This is a genomic window from Micromonospora sp. NPDC085948 (assembly GCF_040686315.1).
In the GTDB taxonomy this organism is placed as follows: Bacteria; Actinomycetota; Actinomycetes; order Mycobacteriales; family Micromonosporaceae; genus Micromonospora.
Genome location: NZ_JBFBJW010000001.1, coordinates 1 through 22,197, shown reverse-complemented (window position 1 = coordinate 22,197; position 22,197 = coordinate 1). Strand labels below are relative to the sequence as shown.

Below are 22,197 nucleotides of genomic sequence, written 5' to 3'. Positions count from 1 at the left end.
AGGGCAGGATGACGGGATGGCCGAGCCGCACGACCTGACCGCGCTGGAGCAGGCCGCCGCGATCACCCGCGGCGAGCTGTCCAGCGTCGACCTGGTCGAGCATGCCCTGAGCCGGGTGGCGGCGCTCGGCGACACCGTGGGCGCGTTCGTCACCGTCACACCGGAGCTCGCCCGGCAGGCCGCACGCGCCGCCGACGCCGTGCCGACCGAGGCGCGTGGCCCGCTGCACGGTGTGCCGACCGCGATCAAGGACCTGACCCTCACCGCCGGGATCCGTACCACCTTCGGTTCGGCCGCGTTCGTCGACTTCGTGCCGCCGGTCGACGCCGACGTGGTCCGGTTCATCAAGGCCGCCGGCCTGGTCAGCCTCGGCAAGACCACCACCTCCGAGTTGGGCTGCTCGCTCTACTCGGAGGGCCGGGTCGCGCCACCGGCCCGCAATCCGTGGCAACTGGCGTACACCGCCGGTGGGTCCAGCGGTGGCGCGGCGGCGGCGGTCGCGGCCGGGCTGGTCCCGGTCGCCCAGGGGTCCGACGGCGGCGGCTCGCTGCGCATCCCGGCGGCGCTCTGCGGCCTCGTCGGCTACAAGCCGAGCCGTGGCCTCGTCTCCGGCGGGCCGATCGGCTCCGGCGCGTTCGGCCTGCCCACCAGCGGCCCGCTCGGGCGGACCGTCACCGACGTCGCCGCGCTGCTCGACGTCATGGCGGTGCCGGTCCCCGGCGAGCCCTACCTGCCGCCAACCGCGCCGCCGGGCGGCTACCTGGCCGCCGCGCGCCGCGCCGATCCCGGCCCGCTGCGAATCGGCCGGTTCACCACGCCGATGCTCGCCGACGAGCCGGTGCACCCCGACTGCGTGGCCGCCGTGGACCAGGCCGCCGCGCTGCTCACCGCGGCCGGCCACGAGGTGGTCGAGGTGGCACCGCCGCTCGGGCCGGCGGCGTGGCCGCTGTTCGAGATCCTCTGGTACGTGCTGGCGCTCACTCCGGTGCCGCCCCAGCGGGAGGCGGAGCTGCTGCCGCTGACCCGGTTGCTGCGGGCCCGTGGCGCCGAGATCTCCGCCGGCACCCTGGCCGCCACCCTCGGGGAGTTGCAGGCACAGGTCCGGCTGGGTGCCCGTCGCACCGCCGGCTGCGACCTGCTGCTCTGCCCCACCCTCGCGGCCCCGCAGGCACCCGTCGGCTGGTTCACCGCCGACGGTGACCCGGCGGCCGATTTCGACAGGCAACGCCGCTTCTCGCCGTACTGTGCCATCTTCAACGTCACCGGCGATCCCTCCGTGTCCCTGCCGGTGGGCACCACGACCGACGGCCTACCCGTCGGGGTGCTGTTGACCGGCCGGTACGGCGACGACGCGCGGCTCATCGCGACGGCTGCGCAACTGGAGAACTCCAGTGACGGATGGGATCGGCACCCCGCAATCTGGCGGGCCGTCGACTCCGCTAACGTGAATGGTGACGGAGTCGGGTGGTCGGCATCATGATCGTCCATCCGACCCGGTTGTTCGAGGTCGTCCTTCTTCCGCCTGGGGGCGTTGGGATTGTCTGTTACCGAGACGTTGCTGGTCTTCGTCGGCATCCCGTTGGCCGCGGTCCTGGTCATCGCCGGCCTGTCGTACGCCGGTAGCCGTGGGGGTGCCACCGGCGGTGGCGGTGGCGCGAAGCGCTACCGGCCGGGCCGGCCCTTCGACTTCACTCCGGTCTGGTTCCTGGGCCGTCCGGAGCAGCTGGCCGACTCGGCCGGCACCGCGCTGACGGCGGGGGCGCAGGCGCCCGCGCTGACCAGCCACAAGCTTGAGCAGGCCAGCGTCGACGCGCCGGCCGGTGGAACCGGAGGCGCAAGTGACCGTTGGTGAGAAGCAGACCGGGACGGAAAATCCGCCCGAGGTGCTGGACGGGCCCTTCTCGACCCGCCAGCTGCTGCGCATCGACGAGGCGCTGCGCCTGGCCGACAGGGGCACCGGCCTGGTCTTCTCGGTCTTCGTCGGCGGTCTCGACGAGCCGATCCGGGAGCACGCCCAGCGGCTGCACCGCCAGCTCGCCGACCCCGACAAGTCGGTGCTGATCGCGGTGTCGCCCAACCAGCGCCAGCTGGAGATCATCACCGGGCGCTACGCGCGCAAGCGCATCCCCGACACGTACGCCAAACTGGCCGCGCTCTCCATGGCGGGTGCGTTCAGCGGCGGCGACCTGGCCGGCGGCATCATCAACGGCCTCGACCAGCTCGCCAGCCACGCCGGCAAGGGCTGAGCCCTCCCACGTAGGTACGACGCGCACGCCCGCTAGCTAGATCGTGCTCGATCCAGGAAACAGGGGCCTCGGCTGCGGCTGAGGCCCCTGTTTCCGTGTTCGAGCACGATCTTCCGAGGTGATGGCCCGGTGCTGGCGAGGACTCGCGTCCACGCCGGCACCGGGCCGCGTACTCCCTGGTCAGCTCTGTGGCGCGTCCTTCGCGCGGGCCTTGAGTGCCCGCACCACGCCGTCGCGGCCCTCGGCGACCAGCCGGCGCAGCGGGCCGGGATGCCCGTCGCCGGCCAGCCACGCGTCGGTGGCCGCCACCGTCTCGTCCTCCACCAGGTAGACCGGGTACGCCAGCTGCACGAACTCCTGTGCCGGCTCGCTGTCCCGGGTGGCCCACACCTGGCCGATCGCCGCGAAGTACTTCTCCCGGTACGGGGTGATCAGCTCCACCTGCGCCGGGTGGGCGAGGCCCTGCAACAGCGCCCGGTGCCGCCAGTTGGGCAGCGCGTCGGGGCCGGTCAGCAGCGCCCACACGGCTGCCTTGTTCTCCTCCGTCGGCACCAGCGCGTGCGCGTACGCCGCCTCCCGTTCGCCACTGGCGGTGCGGTCACCGGCCAGTTCCGCCTCGATCTCGGCGGCGCCGGCGGCGCCGTTGGCCACCAGCGCGGCGAGGACCGACCAGCGCAGCTCGGTGTCCACGGTCAACCCGGCCGGCGCACCCGTGCCGTCCAGCCAGCCGCGCAGCGTGGCCAGGTCCTCGTCGGAGCGGGCCGCCGAGGTGAACGCACGGGCCCAGGCCAGCTGGAACCCGCTGCCGGGTTCGGCGGCGGCGAGCGCGTCCCGGGCGGTACGGGCCAGATCGGCCCAGCCGGTCGGCGCCCAGGCCGGGTCGGCGTAGAGGGTGAGCGCGGTGGTCGCCTGCCGCAGGGTCGCGGTGACCAGATTGATGTCGGTCTCGGCGGGCAGCCCACTCAGCGCGAGCGCCACGTAGTCGCGGGCGGACAGCTCCGCGTCGCGGATCATGTCCCAGGCCGCGGTCCAGCAGAGCGCCCGCGCCAGCGACGACTCGAAGCCACCGATGTGCTGCACCACGGTCGCCATCGAGCGATCGTCGAGGCGCAGCTTGGTGTAGCTCAGGTCGTCGTCGTTGAGCAGCAGCACGTCGGCGGCCCGGACGCCGCGCAGCTCGGCGAGGTCCGTCCGCTCGCCGGTCACGTCCACCTCGTACCGCTCGCGGCGCACCAGCCGCCCGTCGGCCAGGTCGTACAGGCCCACGCCGATCCGGTGCGTGCGCAGCGTCGGGTACGCGGTCGGTGCCTCCTGCAGGACCGCCACCTGCTCGTAGGTGCCGTCCGCGCCGATGGTCACCTCCGGTCGCAGCGTGTTGACCTGCGCGGTCTCCAACCACTGCGCGGCGAACTTGCGCAGCTCCCGGCCGGACGCGGCCTCCAACTCGGTGAGCAGGTCGTCGAAGGTGGCGTTGCCCCAGGCGTGCTTGCCGAAGTAGGCCCGCAGGCCGGCGACGAACGGCTCCTCACCCACGTACGCGACGAGCTGCTTGAGCACGCTCGCGCCCTTGGCGTAGGTGATGCCGTCGAAGTTGACCTCGACGGCCTCCATGTCCGGCATCTCGGTGTAGACCGGGTGCGTGGAGGAGAGCTGGTCCTGCCGGTAGCCCCAGTTCTTCCGGATGGACAGGAACGTCGTCCACGCCTCGGTGAACCGGGTGGCGTTGGTGTTGCACCAGTGGCTGGCCCACTCGGCGAAGGACTCGTTGAGCCACAGGTCGTTCCACCAGCGCATGGTGACCAGGTCGCCGAACCACATGTGGGCCAGCTCGTGCAGGATCGTGTTGGCCCGCTGCTCGTATTCGAAGTCGGTGACCTGCGAGCGGAACAGGTAGTGCGACTCGGCGTGCGTCACGCAGCCGAAGTTCTCCATCGCGCCGGCGTTGAAGTCGGGCACCCAGAGCTGGTCGTACTTCGGCAGCGGGTAGCGCACGCCGAACTTCTCGTGGAAGAAGTCGAAGCCCTGCTTGGTGATCAGGAACAGGTCGTCGGTGTCCAGGTACTGCGCCATCGACGCCCGGCAGAACGCCCCCAGGTCGATGCCGTCGTGACTGTCGCGCACCTCGTGGTACGGCCCGGCGCACAGGGCCGTGATGTAGGCGCTCATCCGGGGCGACTCGGCGAAGTGCAGCGTCTTGAGCCCTTCACCCGCGGGCTCCTCGCGCTGCACCGGCATGTTGGACACCGCCCGCCAGTGCGCCGGCACGGTGGCGTGCCAGGTGTAGACGCTCTTCAGGTCGGGCTGGTCGAAGCAGGCGAACACCCGCTGCGCGTCGGCCGTCTCGAACTGGCTGTACAGGTACGTCTCGCCGTCCACCGGGTCGACCGTCCGGTGCAGTCCCTGCCCGCTGTTGGAGTAACTGAAGTCGGCCTCGACGACCAGGGTGTTGTCGCTGGCCAGCACGGACAGGACCAGACCCTTCTCGGCCGACCAGTCGGAGAGGTCGACGGGCGTGCCGTTCAGCGTCGCGGACCGCACCGACTCGGCCGCCAGCTCGATGAACGTGCTCGCGCCGGGCTCGCTGCAACGGAACCGGACCTCGGTCGTCGACCGGAACGTGCGGCCGTCGGCCGCCAGCACGGCGCTCGACAGGTCCAGACTGATGTCATACCCCGTCACGTTGAGCAGGCGGGCCCGCTCGGTCGCCTCGACCTGCGTCAGGTTGCGCACTCCCGGCACTGTTTCTCTCCATCCCACATCTCGCCGTACGCCCGGCGGCGCCCGTTCGCCTACCGCTCGTGACGGCCGGCTCGATTCGAGTCTTCCATGAAGGCCCCGTCCCGGTGGCCGAGGTCACGCTCTCATTCGAGTGCCGGTCGATGCGCTTCGGGGTGAAGATTCTCCTGAGACGCCGACCGCCGCCGGCGCCCCCGTTGCGAAGGGATCTCACCGTGACCGAACGTGTCACCGCCGACATGTGGTTCGACCCGGCCTGCCCGTGGGCCTGGATCACGTCCCGCTGGCTGCTCGAGGTCGAGCAGATCCGTGCCGTGGACATCCGCTTCCACGTGATGAGCCTGTCCGTGCTCAACGACGGCCGGGACGAGTTGTCCGAGGACTACAAGGAGTTCCTGAAGACCGCCTGGGGGCCGGTGCGGGTCTGCATCGCCGCCGAGCAGCGGTACGGCAACGACGCCCTGCGTCCGCTCTACACCGCGCTCGGCACCCGGATCCACCTCGGCAAGGAGGAGCGGCGCCACGAGCTCTACGTCGCCGCGCTGACCGAGGCCGGCCTGGACCCGGCGCTGGCGGCGGCCGCCGAGAGCACCGACTACGACGAGGCGCTGCGGGCCAGCCACGAGGCCGGCATGCGCCCGGTCGGGCAGGACGTCGGCACTCCGGTCGTCCACGCGCCCGGCCCGGACGGCACGCCGGTCGCGTTCTTCGGCCCGGTGATCACCCCGGCCCCGAAGGGGGAGGCCGCCGGGCGACTCTGGGACGGCGTCCTGCTGGTCGCCGGCACCCCGGGCTTCTACGAGCTCAAGCGCACCCGCGAGCAGAGCCCGATCTTCGACTGAGCTGCGGAGGGCTGCCCTGTCAACGCCCGGCGTTGGCAGGGCGGTCGTCCCGACGGCACGGCGCCACGCACGTTCGCTCGGCGTGTCGTGGGTCGGCGGTGCCCGCCCCGTCACCGGGAGACTGCCCGCGTCGTTGGCCTGCATGTCCGCCGCAGCGACCCGCAGGGCCGCACCCCGCAGTTCGTGGAGGCATTCCCGATGGCCAAGCACCGTGCGTCCGGTGACGATCAACTGACCCGACCGGGGGTGATCGAGACTCCCGGCGCGGCCTACTGGTCGGTCGACGACTCCCGCTGGCCGGCGGTCCGCCCCGACCTTCCCGCCCACATGGTGGATCTGCTCGCGCCGCCCATCGTGGTCGGCGTGGCCCGGGTTCCGGTGACCTCACGGCTGACCCCGGTCGAGCCCGCGGCACCGCTTGCCGGTTCCGCGCCACCGGTGGCACCGGCGCTCGAGCCGCTACCGCCGGTTGCGCCGCTACCGCCGGTCGCGGCGGTGGCTGCCGCCGTGGCGTCGGCTCCGGTCCTGCCGTCGGCTGCCGCACCGGCCGAACCCGCGCCGCCCCCGCCGGCACCCACCGCTCCGCGTCCGGTGCCGACGCCGCCGTTGAGCCCGCGTCCCGTGCCGTCCCCGCCTCCCGACCGTCCGGTACCGGGGCCGCCCGCGTCGCCCCGCCGCGCCGTGAACACCGGGCCGGCCGCGATCGGTCGACGGGGCAACGCCGGACCGGCGGCAGGCAGGCACCGCCGGGGCGCCTCCGACCGCGCCAGCTGACCGGCTCGGCGCTTTCATCTGGTGGACCCCCGCGCGGGTCCCCGTCGGTGGCGACACCGCCGCCGGTAGCGTCAGTGGGCATGACCGTCGTGCATCCGATCTCCCGGGCGTGGGTCACCACTGGTGGCACCGGCGCGCAAAACTACGACGAGTTCGCCGACGACGCGGAGATCACCGCGATCATCGAGGCGAACCCGCACAGTGCTCTCGGCATCGAGATGCCGCATCGCGCCCCACAGAGTCTGGGCACGTCGTTCCTCGACGCGCTGCCGGACGCGGTGGCCCGCCTCGCCGAGGCGAAGGCCGACGGCAGCTACACACCCGCCGAGCAGGTGGTCGTGCTCTACCGGATCAGCGCGCCCGGCGAGGAGTCGGCGTACGGGCTGTTCGCGATGGTGGACACCGACCAGATCTCCACCCGGGCCGACGAGCCCGGTCTGGTCATCCGCAACGAGGACGTCTTCATCGCCAAGGTGCGCGAGCGGGTGGCGTTGGCCGAGGCGCTTGGTCACCTGCTCTCACCCGTACTCCTGTTGCAGACCGGGCGCGGCGACGAGCTGCACGCCGCGCTCGCGGCGGCGACCGAGACGGCCGGCGCGCCCGCCGCGACGGACACCGACCAGGCGGGCCGCACCCATGCCATCTGGCTGCTCGGCCCCGGCCCGGAGCAGGCCACGCTCACCGCTCTCGCCGGTGGTGGGGAGCTGGTCGTCGCCGACGGTAACCACCGCAGCCTGGCCGCACAGACCGGCGGGCTGCCGCGCTTCCTGGCCGTGGTCACCACGCCCGCGTCGGTCGCCATCCAGCCCTACAACCGGCTGGTCAGCGAGCTGACCACCACACCGGCCGAGCTGCTCGACCGGCTGCGGGCGGCGGGCGCCGAGGTCGCGCCGATCGACGGCCCGGTCGAGGTCCCGGCGGCCGGCGGCACCGTGCACCTCCGCCTCGGCGACCAGGGGTACGCGGTGCGCCTGCCCGCCACGGCGGCCGGCGACCTGGAGAACCTGGACCACGCCCTGGTCGAGCGGCTGCTGCTGCGCGACGCGCTCGGTCTGGACCCGGGCGACAAGCGGATCACCTACGTCGGCGGCGACTACCCGGCGAGCTGGCTCACCGGTGAGGTCGATGCCGGACGGGCCGAGTTGGCGGTCCTGATCGCGCCGGTGACCGTGGCGGACTTCGTCGCGGTAAACCTCGCCCGGGAGAAGATGCCCCGCAAGAGCACCTGGTTCACCCCGAAGGCGCGCGGCGGTCTGGTCGTCGCCGAGCTGCCGCGCTGAGCGGTCCCGCACCCGACCGTGTGACGAACCCGGCTCTCCGACGCCGCCCGCGCGTCGTCGGAGAGCACGGCCTGAGAGACTGCGCGGTATGCGCGTCTACCTGGGATCCGATCACGCCGGTTTCGAGTTGAAGGTGCACCTGGCCAACCACCTGGCCAAACAGGGGTACGACGTGGTCGACGTCGGCCCGCACAGCTACGACCCGGACGACGACTACCCGACGTTCTGCCTGCACACCGGCGACCAGGTGGTGGCCGACGAGACGGGCCTCGGTGTGGTCATCGGTGGGTCCGGCAACGGTGAGCAGATCGCCGCGAACAAGGTCGCCGGGGTCCGCGCCGCGCTGGCGTGGAGCGTGGAGACCGCCCAACTTGCCCGTCAGCACAACGACGCGAACGTGGTCGCGATCGGCGCCCGCCAGCACACGCTGGACGACGCCACGGGCATCGTCGAGGCGTTCCTCAACACGCCGTTCTCCGGCAACGAGCGGCATGCCCGCCGGATCACCCAGGTGGCCGACTACGAGAAGACCCGGCAGCTGCCCGACCTGCCCTGACCGGCCGGCGCTTCCGGCTCTGTCAACGGCGTCCCGGCCCGGGGCGGCAGTCAGCGCGGCGAGCGGGGCAACTCCTCGCGGGGCACCCAGTTGCGTCGGACGACCACCACCCGGGCCTCCGCCTCGGCCAGGTCGTCGTCGCTGGGTCGGGCGGCGTCCCGGGCCCGGAGCGCGGCGCTGAGCCCCACCTGGGACGAACCGGAACCGACCAACCCGCGCAGGCCCCGCTCGCCGTCGCGCTCGTCGCCGCCGTAGTTGCGGCGGCGCGGGGGCGGGTTGTCGCCGTCGTGCACCCCTGCGGTGCTGGCCGTCGGGGTGTCGGTGCTCCGACCGGCCGGCTCCGGGTCGGGGTGGTGGCGTAGCCGTCGCCGTCGTCGGTCGGGGTCACCCATCCGCCGACCGTACCCTGCCCGGCGTGCGATTCGGCACTGTCGTGCCGCTGCGCGTCCCGGGCGGGGTCGGCGACCTGGTTGCCGGCTGGTTACCCTCGGATTCAGGCGGCGGTGATGCCGTCGGTCAGGGGGAGGACGAGATGGCAGACCAGACGCAGCCGTGGGCGGAGCGGACCGTGGAGGTGCCACCGCAGGCCGGCGTCGGGGTGCCGCCGCAGCGTGACGCGTTCCGCCGGGGCGTGGCCCCGGTAGGTCAGGCGCGCACCCCGCGGACCGAGCCGTTCCCGGTGGTCGAGCAGGAGCCGACCGGCACCGGCTGGCCCGGTGAGCCGGCCCCGCGTCGGCCCCTGAGCTGGCGGATGGCGCAACTGCGCCGCGGCGGTGAGTGGAGCGCGGCGGCGGGGTTGTTCGCGTTCGTCTGCTGGGGGATCTGGGCGCTCTCCGGCCAGGGTGACCTGACTGGTCCGGTGTTGGTGCTGGTGCTCAGCCTGCTGGTGGCGGTCGGCCTGTTCGCCCTGTCCCGGCTGGTCGGCCGGGTGGTGTGGGAGCGGCAGCTCGGACGGGTGCGGCGCAGCGCCCGCGGTGCCCACCTGGCGACGGCGGTGTTCCTCGTCGGCCTGGGTGTGGCGTGGCTCCAGCAGACCGAGTGGGTCGTCTCGGCCTGGAACTGGATCTCCTCGAACTGAGGATCGGGGAAACGCCCAGGCGGCCGGCGAGCGCCGCCCGCCCGGGCGTCGGCCTCGCGGCACGCCGCGAGGCCGGTCGTCTCCTCCACCAGACAGGGCCGCCGCATACCCCGCTGGCCACGGTTCATCCGTGCGGGGACCGGTCCGTCTCGCGTCCAGGACCCCAGTTCCCGCGATAAATCGCTTCGGGCCGATGGGACCATGCTCGGGTGAAGAAGATTCCCACCCTCTTTCTCCGCGACCCCGACGACCGCAGGCACGTCCTGCCCGAGGTCAACCCCACCTGCCAGTGGGTCCTCGACGGGGAGGGGACGTCGACGCGAAAGTACGACGGCACCTGCGTGCTGCTCGACGAGGACGGCGTGTGGTGGGCGCGGCGCGAGGTGCGGCCGGGCCGGCCGCAGCCGTCGGGCTACCGCCCGGTGATGACCGACGACGTGACGGGCAAGACCATGGGCTGGGAGCCGGTCGAGCAGTCGCCGTACGCCAGGTACCACGCCGAGGCCCTGGCCGCCGCCGGGCCGGAACGGCGGCCTCCCGGCACCTACGAACTGATCGGCCCGAAGATCAACGGCAACCCCGAGGGGGTACGGGGCCACGAACTCGTGCCCCACGCCGACGCCGAACAGTTCGACGTGCCGCGTGACCTGGACGGTCTGCGTGACTGGCTGCTGGCGCACCCCCGGTACGAGGGGATCGTCTGGCACCACCCGGACGGCCGGCGGGCCAAGTTGAAGCGCCGCGACTTCGCCTGAGCCGACAGCGCCGCCCGCGCGATCGGGTGCTGGTGAGTGACGCCCGTCGTCGGGGTTTGTCGCCTCGGCGGCCCGTTCGGCGTTGATCCCTCCGAGACACGCACGAGTTGCGAGGCAACCCCCCGGGTGAGACCCCGCGTGTCTATCTCGAAACGGGAATCGGAGGCCTGAATGAGCGATCGCGACGAGGCGTTCGCCGAGTACTTCGCGGCACGCTCCGCTGCCATGCGCGCCACGGCGTACCTGCTGTGCGGCGACTGGCACCGGGCGGAAGACCTGGTGCAGACCACGTTCGTCAAGCTCTACCGGGTCTGGCACCGGATCTCGCGGCACGAGGTGCTCGACAGCTACGTCCGGCAGATCCTGGTCCGGACGTTCCTCGACGAGCGGCGTCGCGGCTGGTGGCGGCGCGAACGGGTGGGGGGCGAAGACGCCGAACAGGTGATCGCTCCCGACTCGCCGGAGAGTCGGCTGGTGCTGCTTGAGGCCCTGGCCCGCGTCGCACCGCGCCAACGGGCGGTGCTGGTTCTCCGCTACTGGGAGGACCAGTCGATCGAGGACGTCGCGGGGCTGTTGGACTGCTCTCCAGGGACGGTGAAGAGCCAGGCGGCACGCGGGCTCGACACGCTGCGCGGCCTCCTGGCACCCACTTACAGCGGGATCGAGATGGGGGAGCGATGAACGGACAAGAGTTGCGTGACGCGTTGCGCGGCGAGATGGCGAACACCACCCCGCCACCACCATTGAGTACGGGTGCCGCGCTCGCCGCCGCACGTCGGGCACAGTTCCGCCGCCGCGCGTTGTGGACGTCGCTCGGATCGGCGGCCGTCGTGCTGGCGGTCACCGGCTTCGCGGTCGTCACCACTCCGGACGACCTCGTCTACCAACCGGCGGGCCGGGGGCCACTGGTGTCTCTGGACGCGACGGGGGACACCAAGGAGCCGTGGCCGACCGGACCGGACGGCAAACCGCAGGAGGACCGGACGGCGCGGGCCGGATCCCAGCACGACCGGGGCGTCCACCTGCTCAACGAGGTCGTCGCCGTGGTGCCCACCGGCTACACCGCGCCGGAGGATCCGGCGAGCCAGCCCGCCGACCAGCGGACGTTGCGGACCCACCAGGCGCAGTTCGAGGAGAAGGTGGACGGCGTCGACAGGTGGAGTTACCTGTCCTCGGTCGCCGTGGCCAAGGGCAACCGCACCGGGCGCGTGATCGTCGAGGTGCACGACGCCGGCACCCAGTTGCCGACCGACCCGTGCGCCCTGGCCCGCGACTTCTGGGGCATGCAGGGCGAATGCCAGCTCGAAACGGTCGGGGCGGCGCAGGTCGGCGTGGTGGTCCGACCGGGCAACGACGACCGGCTCGACCAGTGGTCTGCCTACCGGCACCCGGACGGCGTGGTGGTCTACGTGGCGCAGGGCGCGAAGCTCGACGAGAGTCGGCCGGGGTTGACCACCTTGCCGTTCTCCGTGCCGCAACTGGCGGCCCTCGCGGTCGACGAACGATTCCACCTGCGCTGACCCGTGCGGCACCGGCTCGGGGATGCCCGGCCGGCGCCGCGCCCTAGCTCGCGCGGGGGAGGTGACTGGTCCTCACCGGGGATCAGCTGTCGTCGACGCCGGTGAAGGATTTGGCATATGGCGATCACCCTGTTGCACGCGGCCCCGGCCAGCAGCGACACCGAACAGCCCGTGCCACGCTGGGCGCTCCGTGCCGCCTACGCGCTTCCCTGGTTGCTGCTTCCCTCCTGCCTGTGGAGGTTGCCGTTTGCCTTCAACTTCGACATGGGTCAGCTCGACGACGCACCCGTGTCACCGTTGTGGATCGCCATTCCGTACGTCTTCGGACTCAGTGTGCTCACCGAGTTGCTGGCGCTGCTCAGCATCGGTCTGGTGCGCGGCTGGGGCGAGGTGGTCCCGAGCTGGATCCCGGTCATCGGTGGCCGACGTGTGCCGTCCATGGCGACGGTTGTCCCGGCCGTGGTCGGGGGACTGCTTCTGACCACGGTCTCGGGCTGGATGGCGCTCACCTGGGTCGGTGTGTCCGACGGCGTGGCGTACGAGAACGGCTGGTGGCAGGCGCTGGCCATGGTGTGCATCAGCCCGATAGCGCTCTGGGGACCGATAGTGCTCGCCCTGGCCTGCGCCTACCACGTGCGCCGTCGCCCGGCCCGCGGTTCGGGGATGCCTGGGCTTGACCCGGCCCGATGGACCGGGTCGATGAGTCGTCCGTGATCGTGGTCCGGTCGGGTCGTGGCGACCCCTGATCGCGATGAGAATGGTTCACTTCAACAGCATCAGCGCCGTTTGGGCCGTCGGGACCGGGAGCGTTTCGTGGACGACGATCGGGAGTCGCTCGCCAAGCAGGTCGAGGCCCAGGTTGGCGTCCGGCCGCCGGAGGCGCTGCTCGACGTGTGGACTGGTGAGCGGCCGGTGGACGCCGCAGCCGACGTGTCCGTCTACGGTCCGGACGAGATCGCCGAACGCAACCGCACGTACGAGATCCCGGACTACGCACCTGACCTGTTGCTGATCGGGGACGACGGCGGCGGCGTCGGCCTCTTCGTCGCGCGGAACGACAGCGATCCCGAGGTCGTCCTCATCGGCCTCGGAGCGGTGGGCACCGTCGACGGCACACCTGCCGGTCAGTTGTCGCTCCTGGCGGCGGACGGCTTCCGGTCGATCGACTCGGCCGAAGATCTCGGGGATACGGCAGCGTCGACCGGGCCGATCGACGTCCTGGTCACCCACCGTCCCGGGGTGAGGGCACTGGTGGAGATCCGCAAACTGTTCCACCTCTCCCTGCCGATCAGCGCACTCACCGCTGCGGACGCCCATTACCCGATGGTGGTCCTGACCGACGTCCACCACGGCAGGTACGCGGAGGCCATCGCCCAGCTCAACCTGCGCCACCGGTGCCTGGCCGTCCGCCCCCACGTCACCAGGATCTCCAGCTCCTGCTGATCTTCTGTGGTCCGCCGCGGCGCGTAAACCCCTGGACCACCCCGCACCCACCGGCGATAGTTCGGCCCATGAGCTGGTTGCCCGATGACTTCGTCCACCCCGTGCACGTGCCCGTGCCCGACAGCTCGCTGCACCTGCGGCCGATCAGGGAGGCGGACACCGCGCTCGACTACCCCGCCGTGATGGGCTCCCGAGAGCGCCTGTGGGAGATCTTCGGCCCGGCCTGGGCCTGGCCCCCGGAGACGATGACCTATGACGAGGACCGCGCCGACCTGCTGCGGCACGAGAAGGAGATCGCCGCGCACCAGTCGTTCAACTACGCGCTGTTCGACGAGGCGGAGACGGCGCTCCTCGGATGTGTCTACATCGACCCGCCTGAGCGCGTCGGCGCCGACGGCGAGATTTCCTGGTGGGTGGTGGACGACCTGGTCGGCAGCGCGGCGGAGCGGGCGCTCGACGCGCTGGTGCCGCAGTGGATCGCCACCGAGTGGCCCTTCCGGCAGCCCCGTTACCTGGGCCGGGACATCAGCTGGCAGGACTGGCTCGCGTTGCCGCGCGTGTCGTGACACGTCCGAGGTGATCCGGGACGGCGTCTCCGCGTCCCGGGTGCCGAGCGCGGCTGTCACCCATCGCCAGCGGGCTGGTCGTGCCGTCGGGGCCGGCTGTCGCGCCTGTCCCGACGGATTCGCCAGGCAGGACGGATTCACGATGGGCATGAATGTGGCCCAGGTCGGAAACCATCCCTGACCTGGGCCACCATTGCTGAGCGGGCGACGAGAATCGAACTCGCGTAGTCAGTTTGGAAGACTGAAGCTCTACCATTGAGCTACGCCCGCGTGCACCCCGCCGAAACGGGGCGCGCAGACAGCTTACCCAATGTCTCTGCCGGCCGCGCAGCCACGTCACCGCCCGGCGGCACCGGGCTGTGCGTGCGCGCCCCGCCGCAGCCCGAAGATCCACTCCGCGGCACGGATGTCGTGGTCTCTCCGGCCTCCGGATACCGCGAGATTCATGACGTCGTGTGGATCTCCACCCGCCGAGGCCGCCGAGGCCCCCGAGGCCGCCCCGGCGGCGTGCTACATAGGTGATACGGGCGGTTTGGGAAGATGTGTCCGGGTGGTGGGTGCCCCGGCACCGCCTGAGTCGTGCCGACGGCATAGACTGCACGTCGCCACGGGGTGTGGCGCAGCTTGGTAGCGCACTCGCTTTGGGAGCGAGGGGCCGTGGGTTCAAATCCCGCCACCCCGACTGTCGTCCGCGGCCGGGCCGCCCCGGGTGCCGCCACCGCGGTTCCCGGGCGATGCCGGAGCGTCAGGCCGGCTCGCCTACACTCGATGGGCTGAATCACGCCCAGACTCAACTGAGATCCGTCAAGGAGTACGCCTGTGAAGAGCACCGTCGAGACTCTGAGCCCGACGCGCGTGCGGCTCGCCATCGAGGTGCCGTTCGTCGAGCTCGAGCCGAGCCTCAAGAAGGCGTACCGGGAGATCGGTTCGCAGGTCCAGGTTCCGGGCTTCCGCCGGGGCAAGGTGCCGACCGCGGTGATCGACCAGCGGGTCGGCCGCGGCACCGTCCTCAACGAGGCGGTGCAGGAGGCCATCCCGGAGAACATCCTCGCCGCGGTGCGCGAGCACGACCTCAAGACGCTGGGGCGCCCCGAGGTCGAGATCACCGAGTTCAACGACGGTGACTCGCTCAACTTCACCGCCGAGGTCGACGTCCGTCCGGAGATCACCATCCCGGACGCGTCCTCCATCGAGGTGACCGTCGACGAGCTGCAGATCGACGAGAGCGAGATCGACGAGCAGGTGAAGAACCTGCGGGAGCGTTTCGCGACCCTCAAGACCGTCGAGCGGGCCGCCGCCGAGGGCGACTACGTCCAGATCGACCTGAACGCCACCGTCGACGGCGAGGACGTGCCGGGCGGCCAGGCGAGCAACATCTCCCACGAGGTTGGCAGCAAGCAGCTCCTGCCCGGTCTGGACGAGGCCGTCGTCGGGCTTGCCGCCGGCGACGACACCACCTTCACCACCCAGCTCGTCGGCGGCGACTTCGCCGGCCGGGACGCCGAGGTGGCGGTGACCGTGCGCACGGTCAAGGAGAAGGAGCTGCCCGAGCTGAACGACGAGTTCGCCCAGATGGCGAGCGAGTTCGACACGATCGAGGAACTGCGCGGCGACCTGCGTGCCCGGGTCAACCAGGGCAAGCAGGTCGAGCAGATCTACGCGGCTCGCGACAAGGCGCTCGCGCAGCTGGTCGAGGCCGCCGAGATTCCGGCCCCGGAGGGTGTCGTCCGCGAGGAGGTCGAGAGCCGCAAGCAGGCGATGGTCGACCAGCTGGAGCGGATCGGCGCCTCGATGGAGGAATACCTCGCGGCCGAGGACAAGACCGAGGAGCAGATCGACGCCGAGCTGACCGAGGCGGCGACCGAGGGCGTCAAGGTCCAGCTCCTGCTGGACACGCTTGCCGACGCGGAGGACGTGCAGGTCTCCGACGACGAGTTCGGGCACGAGATCGTGCACCGGGCGCAGCGCGCCGGCATGGCTCCGCAGCAGTACTACGACCAGCTGGTGCGCTCCGGCGCGGCCGCCGCGGTCTTCGGCGACGTGCGGCGGGGCAAGGCGCTCGCCGCCGTCATGGAGCGGATCACGATCAAGGACTCGGCCGGCAACGAGGTCACCCTCGACGCCCTCCGTGCCGCCAACGAGGCGGAGCACAACCACGACCACTGATCGTCGGGTGCGGCCGCCGTCCGCCGCTGTGCGGTGGACGGCGGCCGAATCCATTTCTGGGTACGCCCGGAAGTCAGCGTTGCCGGGTACGCCCGGAAGTCAGCGTTGCCGGGTACGCCCGGAAGTCAGCGTTGCCGGGTACGCCCGGAAGCCCGCGCCGCGGGTGCCCTCGACACAGCTGCGCTGAGAGCGAACAGTGCCCCGACCGGGACTCTGCCGCCCCGCACAGCGGTTAGTGTCGGGAAAGACGGTACGGAGAGCGAAGGGCTGCCATGACCGACATGCACATCCCCAAGAAGTCGCTCCGGGCGATTGACGCGCGCGGTGGCGACTCCATTGGCAACCTCGACGACTCGGTCTACAACCGGTTGCTCAAGGAACGCATCATCTTCCTGGGCAGTGAGGTGACCGACCAGGTCGCCAACCGCATCTGCGCGCAGCTGCTGCTGCTCGCCGCGGAGGACCCGGACCGCGACATCAACCTGTGGATCAACTCGCCGGGTGGCTCGGTCTACTCCGGCATGGCGATCTACGACACCATGCAGTTCATCGACAACGATGTGTCGACCGTGGCGATGGGCATGGCGGCCTCGATGGGCCAGCTGCTGCTCTGCGCGGGCACCAAGGGCAAGCGGTACGCCCTGCCCCACGCCCGGATCATGATGCACCAGCCGTCCGGTGGTCTGGGCGGCACGGCGTCCGACATCGCCATCCAGGCGGAGCAGATGCTCTACACGAAGCGGATGTTCCAGGAGCGGGTCGCGCACCACACCGGCCAGAGTCAGTCGCAGATCGAGGCGGACTCGGACCGGGACCGTTGGTTCACCGCCCAGGAGGCCATGGACTACGGCTTCATCGACAAGGTGATCATCGGGGCCGCACAGGTTCCGGATGGCGCCGGGACCCTGAGCTGAGGAGCTGACGATGACCGATCTGAGCTTGCCGCCCCAGTTCGCGGCCGTGCACAACCGCTACGTGTTGCCGTCGTTCGTCGAGCGCACGTCGTACGGGGTCAAGGAGTCGAACCCGTACAACAAGCTCTTCGAGGACCGGATCATCTTCCTCGGCGTCCAGGTGGACGACGCGTCGGCCAACGACGTGATGGCCCAGCTGCTGACGCTCGAGGGCACCGATCCGGACCGCGACATCATCATGTACATCAACTCGCCGGGCGGCTCGTTCACCGCGATGACGGCGATCTACGACACCATGCAGTACGTCCGTCCGGACATCCAGACGGTCTGCCTCGGGCAGGCCGCCAGCGCGGCAGCGGTGCTGCTGTCGGCGGGCACCGCGGGTAAGCGGATGGCTCTTCCGAACTCGCGGATCATCATCCACCAGCCGGCCACCGAGGGCGGCTACGGGCAGGGCTCGGACATCGAGATCCAGGCCCGGGAGATCCTGCGGATGCGGACGCAGTTGGAGGACATGCTGTCCCGCCACTGCAACCGCCCGATCGAGCAGGTTCGCAAGGACATCGACCGTGACAAGATCATGACGGCCGAGGAGTCCAAGGAGTACGGGCTGGTCGACACGATCCTGACCAGCCGCAAGAAGGGTCTGCTGGCGACCCACTCCGCCAGCTGAGCAGTACCGGGTCAGAGGTTGGCCGGGGCGTGCAGTTCCCGGCCGACCTCTGACACACCCCTTTTGGGGGTCGGAGAATGCCCCGCCAGCGGGTAACGTCGGGTCCGTACCGCTTCGCCGGTTGGGCCGGTGGGGTGAACCAAACCGGGCGGCGCGCAGCGTCCGCAGGTCAGGGCCGGGTCTCCGGCCGACGAGTGCAGGGAGAACGTAGGTGGCACGGATCGGTGACGGCGGCGACCTACTGAAATGCTCCTTCTGCGGTAAGTCGCAGAAGCAGGTCAAGAAGCTCATCGCGGGCCCAGGGGTCTACATCTGCGACGAGTGCATCGATCTCTGTAACGAGATCATCGAAGAGGAGTTGGCCGAGTCCGGCGAGGTGAAGTGGGAAGAGCTTCCCAAGCCGATGGAGATCTGCCAGTTCCTCGACAACTACGTCGTGGGGCAGGATCAGGCCAAGAAGGCGCTCGCGGTCGCGGTCTACAACCACTACAAGCGGATCCAGGCTGAGGCGGCCAACGCGCCGGGCTCCGGCAGCGATGCCGTCGAGCTGGCGAAGTCCAACATCCTGCTGCTCGGCCCCACCGGGTGCGGCAAGACCCACCTGGCGCAGACCCTCGCCCGCATGCTGAACGTCCCGTTCGCCATCGCCGACGCCACCGCGCTGACCGAGGCGGGCTACGTCGGCGAGGACGTGGAGAACATCCTCCTCAAGCTGATCCAGGCCGCGGACTACGACATCAAGCGTGCCGAGACCGGCATCATCTACATCGACGAGGTCGACAAGATCGCCCGCAAGTCGGAGAATCCGTCGATCACGCGGGACGTCTCCGGCGAGGGTGTGCAGCAGGCTCTGCTCAAGATGCTCGAGGGCACGGTGGCGAACGTGCCGCCGCAGGGTGGGCGTAAGCACCCGCATCAGGAGTTCATCCAGATCGACACCACGAATGTGCTGTTCATCTGTGGTGGCGCCTTCGCTGGTCTGGATCAGATCATCGAGTCCCGCACCGGGCAGGGCGGCACCGGTTTCGGTGCCCGGCTCCGTTCGGTCTCCGAGCGCTCGACCGACGACATCTTCAGCCAGGTCATGCCGGAAGACATGCTCAAGTTCGGGTTGATCCCCGAGTTCGTGGGCCGGTTGCCGGTGATCACCAACGTGCGCAGCCTGGACCGCAGCGCCCTGGTGCGGATCCTCACCGAGCCGCGTAACGCCCTGGTCCGGCAGTACCAGCGCTTGTTCGAGCTGGACGGTGTCGAGTTGGAGTTCGACGAGCCGGCGCTGGAGGCGATTGCCGACCAGGCGATGCTGCGGGGCACCGGTGCCCGTGGCCTGCGGGCGATCATCGAGGAGGTGCTGCTCTCCGCGATGTACGAGGTGCCGAGCAACCCCGATGCCGCCCGAGTGTTGATCACCCGTGAGGTGGTCCTGGAGAACGTCAACCCGACAATCGTTCCGCGCGAGTTCACCGGGCGTCGGGCCCGGCGGGACCGCGAGGAGAAGTCGGCCTGATCCCACCGGACATCACGCCGGCCGCTCTACTCCTGACGCGGCCGGCGTGATCGCGTCCGGCGGTCCCATTCGCCCGACGGGGTGACGGTCACCATCATCAGCCGGGCCGGGGCATCGCCGTCGTTGCGGTAGCCGTGCTCCCGATCGGCGTGAATCTCGATGGTCTCACCGGCGCGGACGGGATGGTCCTGCCCGTCGACCCGGACGATCACCGTGCCGTCCAGGATGTGCAGCACCTCGCGGGTGCCACGCGGGTGGTCGAGGGAACGGTGGGACTCCCCGGGGAGTAGCCGCCAGTCCCACAGCTCGACGAGATCCGGCTCGCCCAACCCGCTCAGCAGGCGGGCCGTGCCGCCGTGCTCGCCCTGCCAGAGCACGGGCGCCTCCCCGGCTGAACTGATCTTCACGGCCCGTTCCTCGGCTGGTTCGAGTAGTTGGGCGATGTTGACGCCGAACGCGTCGGCGACCCGGCACAGCGTGCCGACGCTCGGGTTGGTACGCGCGCCCTCGATCTGCACGAGCATGCCCTTGCTCACCCCGGACCGACCGGCCAACTCGTCGAAGGACCACCCTCGGGCGGCCCGTAGGTCGCGTACCTGTCGGGCTACCGCAGCGGTAACCGCGCCCACCCGATCCGGACTCGACTCGGTCATTAAACTATCCCTCACGGTCACTATTGTGGTACGACACATGCATGATACCCATTGTCCTGGCCGCGTTGTCCGCCCTCGCGTTCGGCACGGCCGACTTCTCCGGCGGTAAGGCGTCCCGGCACGCCGCACCGATCGCCGTAACCGTGATCTCCCAACTGCTGAGCGTCCCGCTGCTGGTCGTGTTGGCGCTTGCCGTACCCGGAACACCGCACATCGGTGACCTCGGCTGGGGGCTGCTCGCCGGGGTGGCCGGCGGGGGCGGCATCATGCTGCTCTACCGGGCTCTCGCGGGCGGGATGATGGCGGTGGTGGCACCGATCACCGCGATCACCGCGGCAGTGGTGCCGATCGTCGCCGGTCTCTTCACGGCGTCCTTCCCGGGTGCCCTGGCGCTCACCGGCGCCGGCCTCGCGGTGGTGGCCATCGCCCTGGTCAGCCTGGGGGAGAGCGGCGGCAGGCGGGCAATCCCGGCCCGGCTCGTCGGGCTCGCCGCCGCCGCCGGGGCGCTGTTCGGTGTCTTCTTCACCCTCCTGGGCCAGGCCGACGAGAGCGCGGGGATGTGGCCGGTGGCGGCGGTTCGGGCAAGCTCGATCGCGCTTGGCCTCGCGCTGGCCGTCGGCACCCGGACGCCGCTGCGCCTCGGGCGGCGGGAGTGGGGCTGGGCGGCGGTCGCCGGTCTGCTCGACAGTGGTGCCAACGCGCTGTTCCTGGCCGCCGCTGCCCGTGGCCACCTGAGCATCGTCGCGGCGCTCGCCGCGCTCTACCCGGCGAGCACCGTGCTGCTGGCGTTGGCCGTCGACCGGGAACGGTTGCGCGCCGTCCAGATCACCGGGCTCGGCTTCGCGGCCGGTGCGTTGGTGCTGGCCAGCCTGTGACGCTGTCCGCGCCGCCCTCCCCGCCGTACCCTGTGCTCATGCGCGTCGCGGTCTGCCAACTCAACGCCCGGGACGACCGTAAGGCCAACCTGGCCACCGCGGAGGCCCTGCTGAGCCGCGCGGCCGCCGGCGGCGCGGACCTCGCCGTCCTGCCGGAGTACGTCGAGTACATAGGCCCGGCCGCTGGGATGCCCGAGCCGGAGCCGGTGGACGGCGAGGTCGGCAGCTTCTTCGCCGAGGTCGCCCAGCGGCTCGGCATCTGGCTGGTGGCCGGCTCCTTCCACGAGGCCGGCCCGGACCCGGAACACACCTGGAACACGTCTCTGGTCTTCGACCGCTCCGGCAGTCTGGCCGCGAGCTACCGCAAGATCCATCTGTACGACGTGGAGATCCCTGGCCGGGTCTCCTACCGGGAGTCGGCGACTGTCGCACCCGGGGTTCAGCCGGTGGTGGTGGATGTCGAGGGTCTGCGGGTCGGCCTGTCGATCTGCTACGACCTGCGCTTCCCGGAGCTGTACCGGCTGCTCGCCACCGATGGTGGGGCACAGCTGCTGGTGGTCCCGGCGGCATTCATGATGCACACCGGCCGGGACCACTGGGAGGTTCTGTTGCGAGCCCGCGCCATCGAGAACCAGTGCTTCGTGGCGGCGGCCGGCCAGACCGGCGACCACGACCCGGGCCGCACCTGCTTCGGACGCAGCATGGTGGTCGATCCGTGGGGGACGGTCCTCAGCCAGGTGCCGGACGGCCCGGGTGTGTCAGTGGTCGACCTGGACCTCGGCCGGCTCGCCGCGATCCGGGCCGAGCTGCCCAGCCTGGCCAACCGGCGGCTCTGAGCCTCAGCCCTCCAGCAGGACGCCGATGACCGCGAACCCGGCGATGGCCGCGGCGGTTATCAGCAGCGCGGTGGTCATTCGGGACTTGCCCCGTCGGGCCAGTCGTCCCACGGAGAGCACCAGTACGACGAGCACGACCGCACCGATCACCACCTGCCAGAACGGCAGGAGGACGCCGAGCAGCGACTCCTCGGCGAGCACAGTGGTGCCGAGCCCGGACTCATCCATGTCAGACACTCTGGCACGGCGGGACGGCCCGCGTCTCCGCCTGTACCGGGACCGTTGCGAACCAGCCGATCCGAACCAGTGATGAACCCTGATTTGCCTTCTCCGGGCCGTCCGCGTAACTTTCTCTCTGCACGGGGGAGGCCGGACAAACCGGCCGAGAACGGGCGCCAGGCTCGTGGCGGAGACGCCGAGCGAGACTGAGGATCGGGCGGTGCGGAACATCCCGGAAACGGGGTTGCGAACGCGAAGCCGACCGGGTAAGGTTCTGAAGCCGGCAGGAGCCGGGCGGATGGCCGCGAAGCGGCGATCGGCCGGTCTGCGGCTTCCCACGACAGCAACGACCGCCGGGTTCGGCGTGCGTCATCGTGGGTCCGGACGAACCACATTGATCGCCTCGAACATGAGGTTGACAATGAAAGTTCGACCAAGTAGGTTTGAGCGGTTGCCCCGAAACGGGGTTCCACTGAGGTGGGGCTTCTGGTCGGTGTGTGGTTGTTCTTTGAGAACTCAACAGGGTGCTTGTAAAGCCAGTGCCAATTATGATTTATA

24 protein-coding genes and 2 tRNA genes are annotated in these 22,197 nt (G+C 70.7%); 21 read left to right on the top strand and 5 right to left on the bottom strand.

The genetic code is table 11. The annotated features are described in order from the left end of the window. The first annotated feature begins 16 nt into the window (after positions 1 to 16). From AB0O48_RS00130 to AB0O48_RS00120, 3 genes are all read left to right on the top strand, one after another. Complete coding sequence (locus AB0O48_RS00130) at positions 17 to 1,480, top strand: amidase (protein ID WP_365062176.1); 1,464 nt, start codon at positions 17 to 19, stop codon at positions 1,478 to 1,480. Between the two features lie 75 nt (positions 1,481 to 1,555). Next, the gene (locus tag AB0O48_RS00125) at positions 1,556 to 1,852 is read left to right on the top strand and encodes a hypothetical protein (RefSeq protein ID WP_355032334.1); all 297 of its coding nucleotides are present in this window, start codon (positions 1,556 to 1,558) and stop codon (positions 1,850 to 1,852) included. Then, entirely contained in the window at positions 1,839 to 2,246 is a 408-nt protein-coding gene (locus AB0O48_RS00120) for a DUF5130 family protein (RefSeq protein WP_357573066.1), read from the top strand. The genes AB0O48_RS00125 and AB0O48_RS00120 overlap by 14 nt, the downstream gene beginning before the upstream one ends. Positions 2,247 to 2,426: 180 nt before the next feature. Here the strand turns inward: AB0O48_RS00120 and pepN are convergent, their stop codons facing one another. Next, complete coding sequence (pepN, locus tag AB0O48_RS00115; protein WP_365062174.1) at positions 2,427 to 4,976, bottom strand: aminopeptidase N; 2,550 nt, start codon at positions 4,974 to 4,976, stop codon at positions 2,427 to 2,429. A gap of 221 nt (positions 4,977 to 5,197) precedes the next feature. Between pepN and AB0O48_RS00110 the strand changes: the two genes are divergently transcribed. The 4 genes from AB0O48_RS00110 to AB0O48_RS00095 all read left to right on the top strand — a co-directional run bounded on the left by AB0O48_RS00110 (position 5,198) and on the right by AB0O48_RS00095 (position 8,434). Further along, entirely contained in the window at positions 5,198 to 5,824 is a 627-nt protein-coding gene (locus AB0O48_RS00110; RefSeq protein WP_357254578.1) for a disulfide bond formation protein DsbA, read from the top strand. A gap of 198 nt (positions 5,825 to 6,022) precedes the next feature. Next, complete coding sequence (locus AB0O48_RS00105; protein ID WP_357254576.1) at positions 6,023 to 6,598, top strand: hypothetical protein; 576 nt, start codon at positions 6,023 to 6,025, stop codon at positions 6,596 to 6,598. An 80-nt stretch (positions 6,599 to 6,678) separates the two neighbouring features. Continuing rightward, positions 6,679 to 7,878, top strand: coding sequence for a DUF1015 family protein (locus AB0O48_RS00100; protein ID WP_357254574.1), 1,200 nt, complete (start codon positions 6,679 to 6,681; stop codon positions 7,876 to 7,878). Positions 7,879 to 7,966: 88 nt separating this feature from the next. After that, positions 7,967 to 8,434 (top strand): ribose-5-phosphate isomerase, encoded by a 468-nt coding sequence (locus AB0O48_RS00095; protein WP_357254572.1) that lies wholly within the window; start codon positions 7,967 to 7,969, stop codon positions 8,432 to 8,434. A gap of 50 nt (positions 8,435 to 8,484) precedes the next feature. Here the strand turns inward: AB0O48_RS00095 and AB0O48_RS00090 are convergent, their stop codons facing one another. Then, complete coding sequence (locus AB0O48_RS00090) at positions 8,485 to 8,826, bottom strand: hypothetical protein (protein ID WP_357573067.1); 342 nt, start codon at positions 8,824 to 8,826, stop codon at positions 8,485 to 8,487. Positions 8,827 to 8,966: 140 nt separating this feature from the next. Between AB0O48_RS00090 and AB0O48_RS00085 the strand changes: the two genes are divergently transcribed. The 7 genes from AB0O48_RS00085 to AB0O48_RS00055 all read left to right on the top strand — a co-directional run bounded on the left by AB0O48_RS00085 (position 8,967) and on the right by AB0O48_RS00055 (position 13,796). Continuing rightward, a complete protein-coding gene (locus AB0O48_RS00085) occupies positions 8,967 to 9,512 on the top strand; it encodes a hypothetical protein (RefSeq protein WP_357254568.1) in 546 nt (181 codons plus the stop codon). A gap of 209 nt (positions 9,513 to 9,721) precedes the next feature. Beyond that, positions 9,722 to 10,267 (top strand): hypothetical protein, encoded by a 546-nt coding sequence (locus AB0O48_RS00080; RefSeq protein ID WP_357254566.1) that lies wholly within the window; start codon positions 9,722 to 9,724, stop codon positions 10,265 to 10,267. 171 nt (positions 10,268 to 10,438) lie between these two features. Continuing rightward, positions 10,439 to 10,948, top strand: a complete 510-nt coding sequence (locus tag AB0O48_RS00075; protein WP_357254564.1) for a SigE family RNA polymerase sigma factor — start codon at positions 10,439 to 10,441, stop codon at positions 10,946 to 10,948. Then, positions 10,945 to 11,787, top strand: a complete 843-nt coding sequence (locus AB0O48_RS00070) for a hypothetical protein (protein ID WP_357254561.1) — start codon at positions 10,945 to 10,947, stop codon at positions 11,785 to 11,787. The genes AB0O48_RS00075 and AB0O48_RS00070 overlap by 4 nt, the downstream gene beginning before the upstream one ends. A 117-nt stretch (positions 11,788 to 11,904) precedes the next feature. Then, positions 11,905 to 12,501 (top strand): hypothetical protein, encoded by a 597-nt coding sequence (locus AB0O48_RS00065; protein WP_357254557.1) that lies wholly within the window; start codon positions 11,905 to 11,907, stop codon positions 12,499 to 12,501. A gap of 99 nt (positions 12,502 to 12,600) precedes the next feature. Then, on the top strand, positions 12,601 to 13,230 hold the full coding sequence (locus AB0O48_RS00060; RefSeq protein WP_357254554.1) for a hypothetical protein: 630 nt from the start codon (positions 12,601 to 12,603) through the stop codon (positions 13,228 to 13,230). A 68-nt stretch (positions 13,231 to 13,298) separates the two neighbouring features. Next, on the top strand, positions 13,299 to 13,796 hold the full coding sequence (locus AB0O48_RS00055; protein ID WP_357573070.1) for a GNAT family N-acetyltransferase: 498 nt from the start codon (positions 13,299 to 13,301) through the stop codon (positions 13,794 to 13,796). A 199-nt stretch (positions 13,797 to 13,995) separates the two neighbouring features. Here AB0O48_RS00055 and AB0O48_RS00050 read toward each other — a convergent pair. Further along, a tRNA-Gly gene (locus AB0O48_RS00050) sits at positions 13,996 to 14,066 on the bottom strand. Positions 14,067 to 14,404: 338 nt separating this feature from the next. On the opposite strand from AB0O48_RS00050, the gene AB0O48_RS00045 reads away from it, so the two are divergent. From AB0O48_RS00045 to clpX, 5 genes are all read left to right on the top strand, one after another. Then, positions 14,405 to 14,478: transfer RNA gene (locus AB0O48_RS00045), tRNA-Pro, on the top strand. Positions 14,479 to 14,615: 137 nt separating this feature from the next. Next, positions 14,616 to 15,962: a trigger factor gene (gene tig / locus AB0O48_RS00040; protein ID WP_357254549.1), complete on the top strand. Its 1,347-nt coding sequence runs from the start codon at positions 14,616 to 14,618 to the stop codon at positions 15,960 to 15,962. Positions 15,963 to 16,234: 272 nt separating this feature from the next. Continuing rightward, positions 16,235 to 16,876: an ATP-dependent Clp protease proteolytic subunit gene (locus AB0O48_RS00035; RefSeq protein ID WP_007464111.1), complete on the top strand. Its 642-nt coding sequence runs from the start codon at positions 16,235 to 16,237 to the stop codon at positions 16,874 to 16,876. Between the two features lie 10 nt (positions 16,877 to 16,886). Then, positions 16,887 to 17,549 carry an ATP-dependent Clp protease proteolytic subunit gene (locus AB0O48_RS00030; protein ID WP_007464109.1) on the top strand — a complete coding sequence of 221 codons (663 nt, stop codon included), beginning with the start codon at positions 16,887 to 16,889 and terminating at the stop codon, positions 17,547 to 17,549. A 211-nt stretch (positions 17,550 to 17,760) separates the two neighbouring features. Continuing rightward, a complete protein-coding gene (clpX, locus tag AB0O48_RS00025; RefSeq protein ID WP_145779357.1) occupies positions 17,761 to 19,056 on the top strand; it encodes an ATP-dependent Clp protease ATP-binding subunit ClpX in 1,296 nt (431 codons plus the stop codon). A gap of 26 nt (positions 19,057 to 19,082) precedes the next feature. Here the strand turns inward: clpX and AB0O48_RS00020 are convergent, their stop codons facing one another. Beyond that, complete coding sequence (locus AB0O48_RS00020) at positions 19,083 to 19,709, bottom strand: XRE family transcriptional regulator (RefSeq protein WP_357573071.1); 627 nt, start codon at positions 19,707 to 19,709, stop codon at positions 19,083 to 19,085. Between the two features lie 41 nt (positions 19,710 to 19,750). On the opposite strand from AB0O48_RS00020, the gene AB0O48_RS00015 reads away from it, so the two are divergent. Next, positions 19,751 to 20,584 carry an EamA family transporter gene (locus AB0O48_RS00015; RefSeq protein ID WP_357573072.1) on the top strand — a complete coding sequence of 278 codons (834 nt, stop codon included), beginning with the start codon at positions 19,751 to 19,753 and terminating at the stop codon, positions 20,582 to 20,584. Positions 20,585 to 20,622: 38 nt separating this feature from the next. Continuing rightward, a complete protein-coding gene (locus tag AB0O48_RS00010; protein WP_357573073.1) occupies positions 20,623 to 21,420 on the top strand; it encodes a carbon-nitrogen hydrolase family protein in 798 nt (265 codons plus the stop codon). A gap of 3 nt (positions 21,421 to 21,423) precedes the next feature. On the opposite strand, the gene AB0O48_RS00005 is transcribed toward AB0O48_RS00010, so the two are convergent. Next, complete coding sequence (locus AB0O48_RS00005) at positions 21,424 to 21,648, bottom strand: hypothetical protein (protein WP_357254541.1); 225 nt, start codon at positions 21,646 to 21,648, stop codon at positions 21,424 to 21,426. Between the last annotated feature and the right edge of the window lie 549 nt (positions 21,649 to 22,197).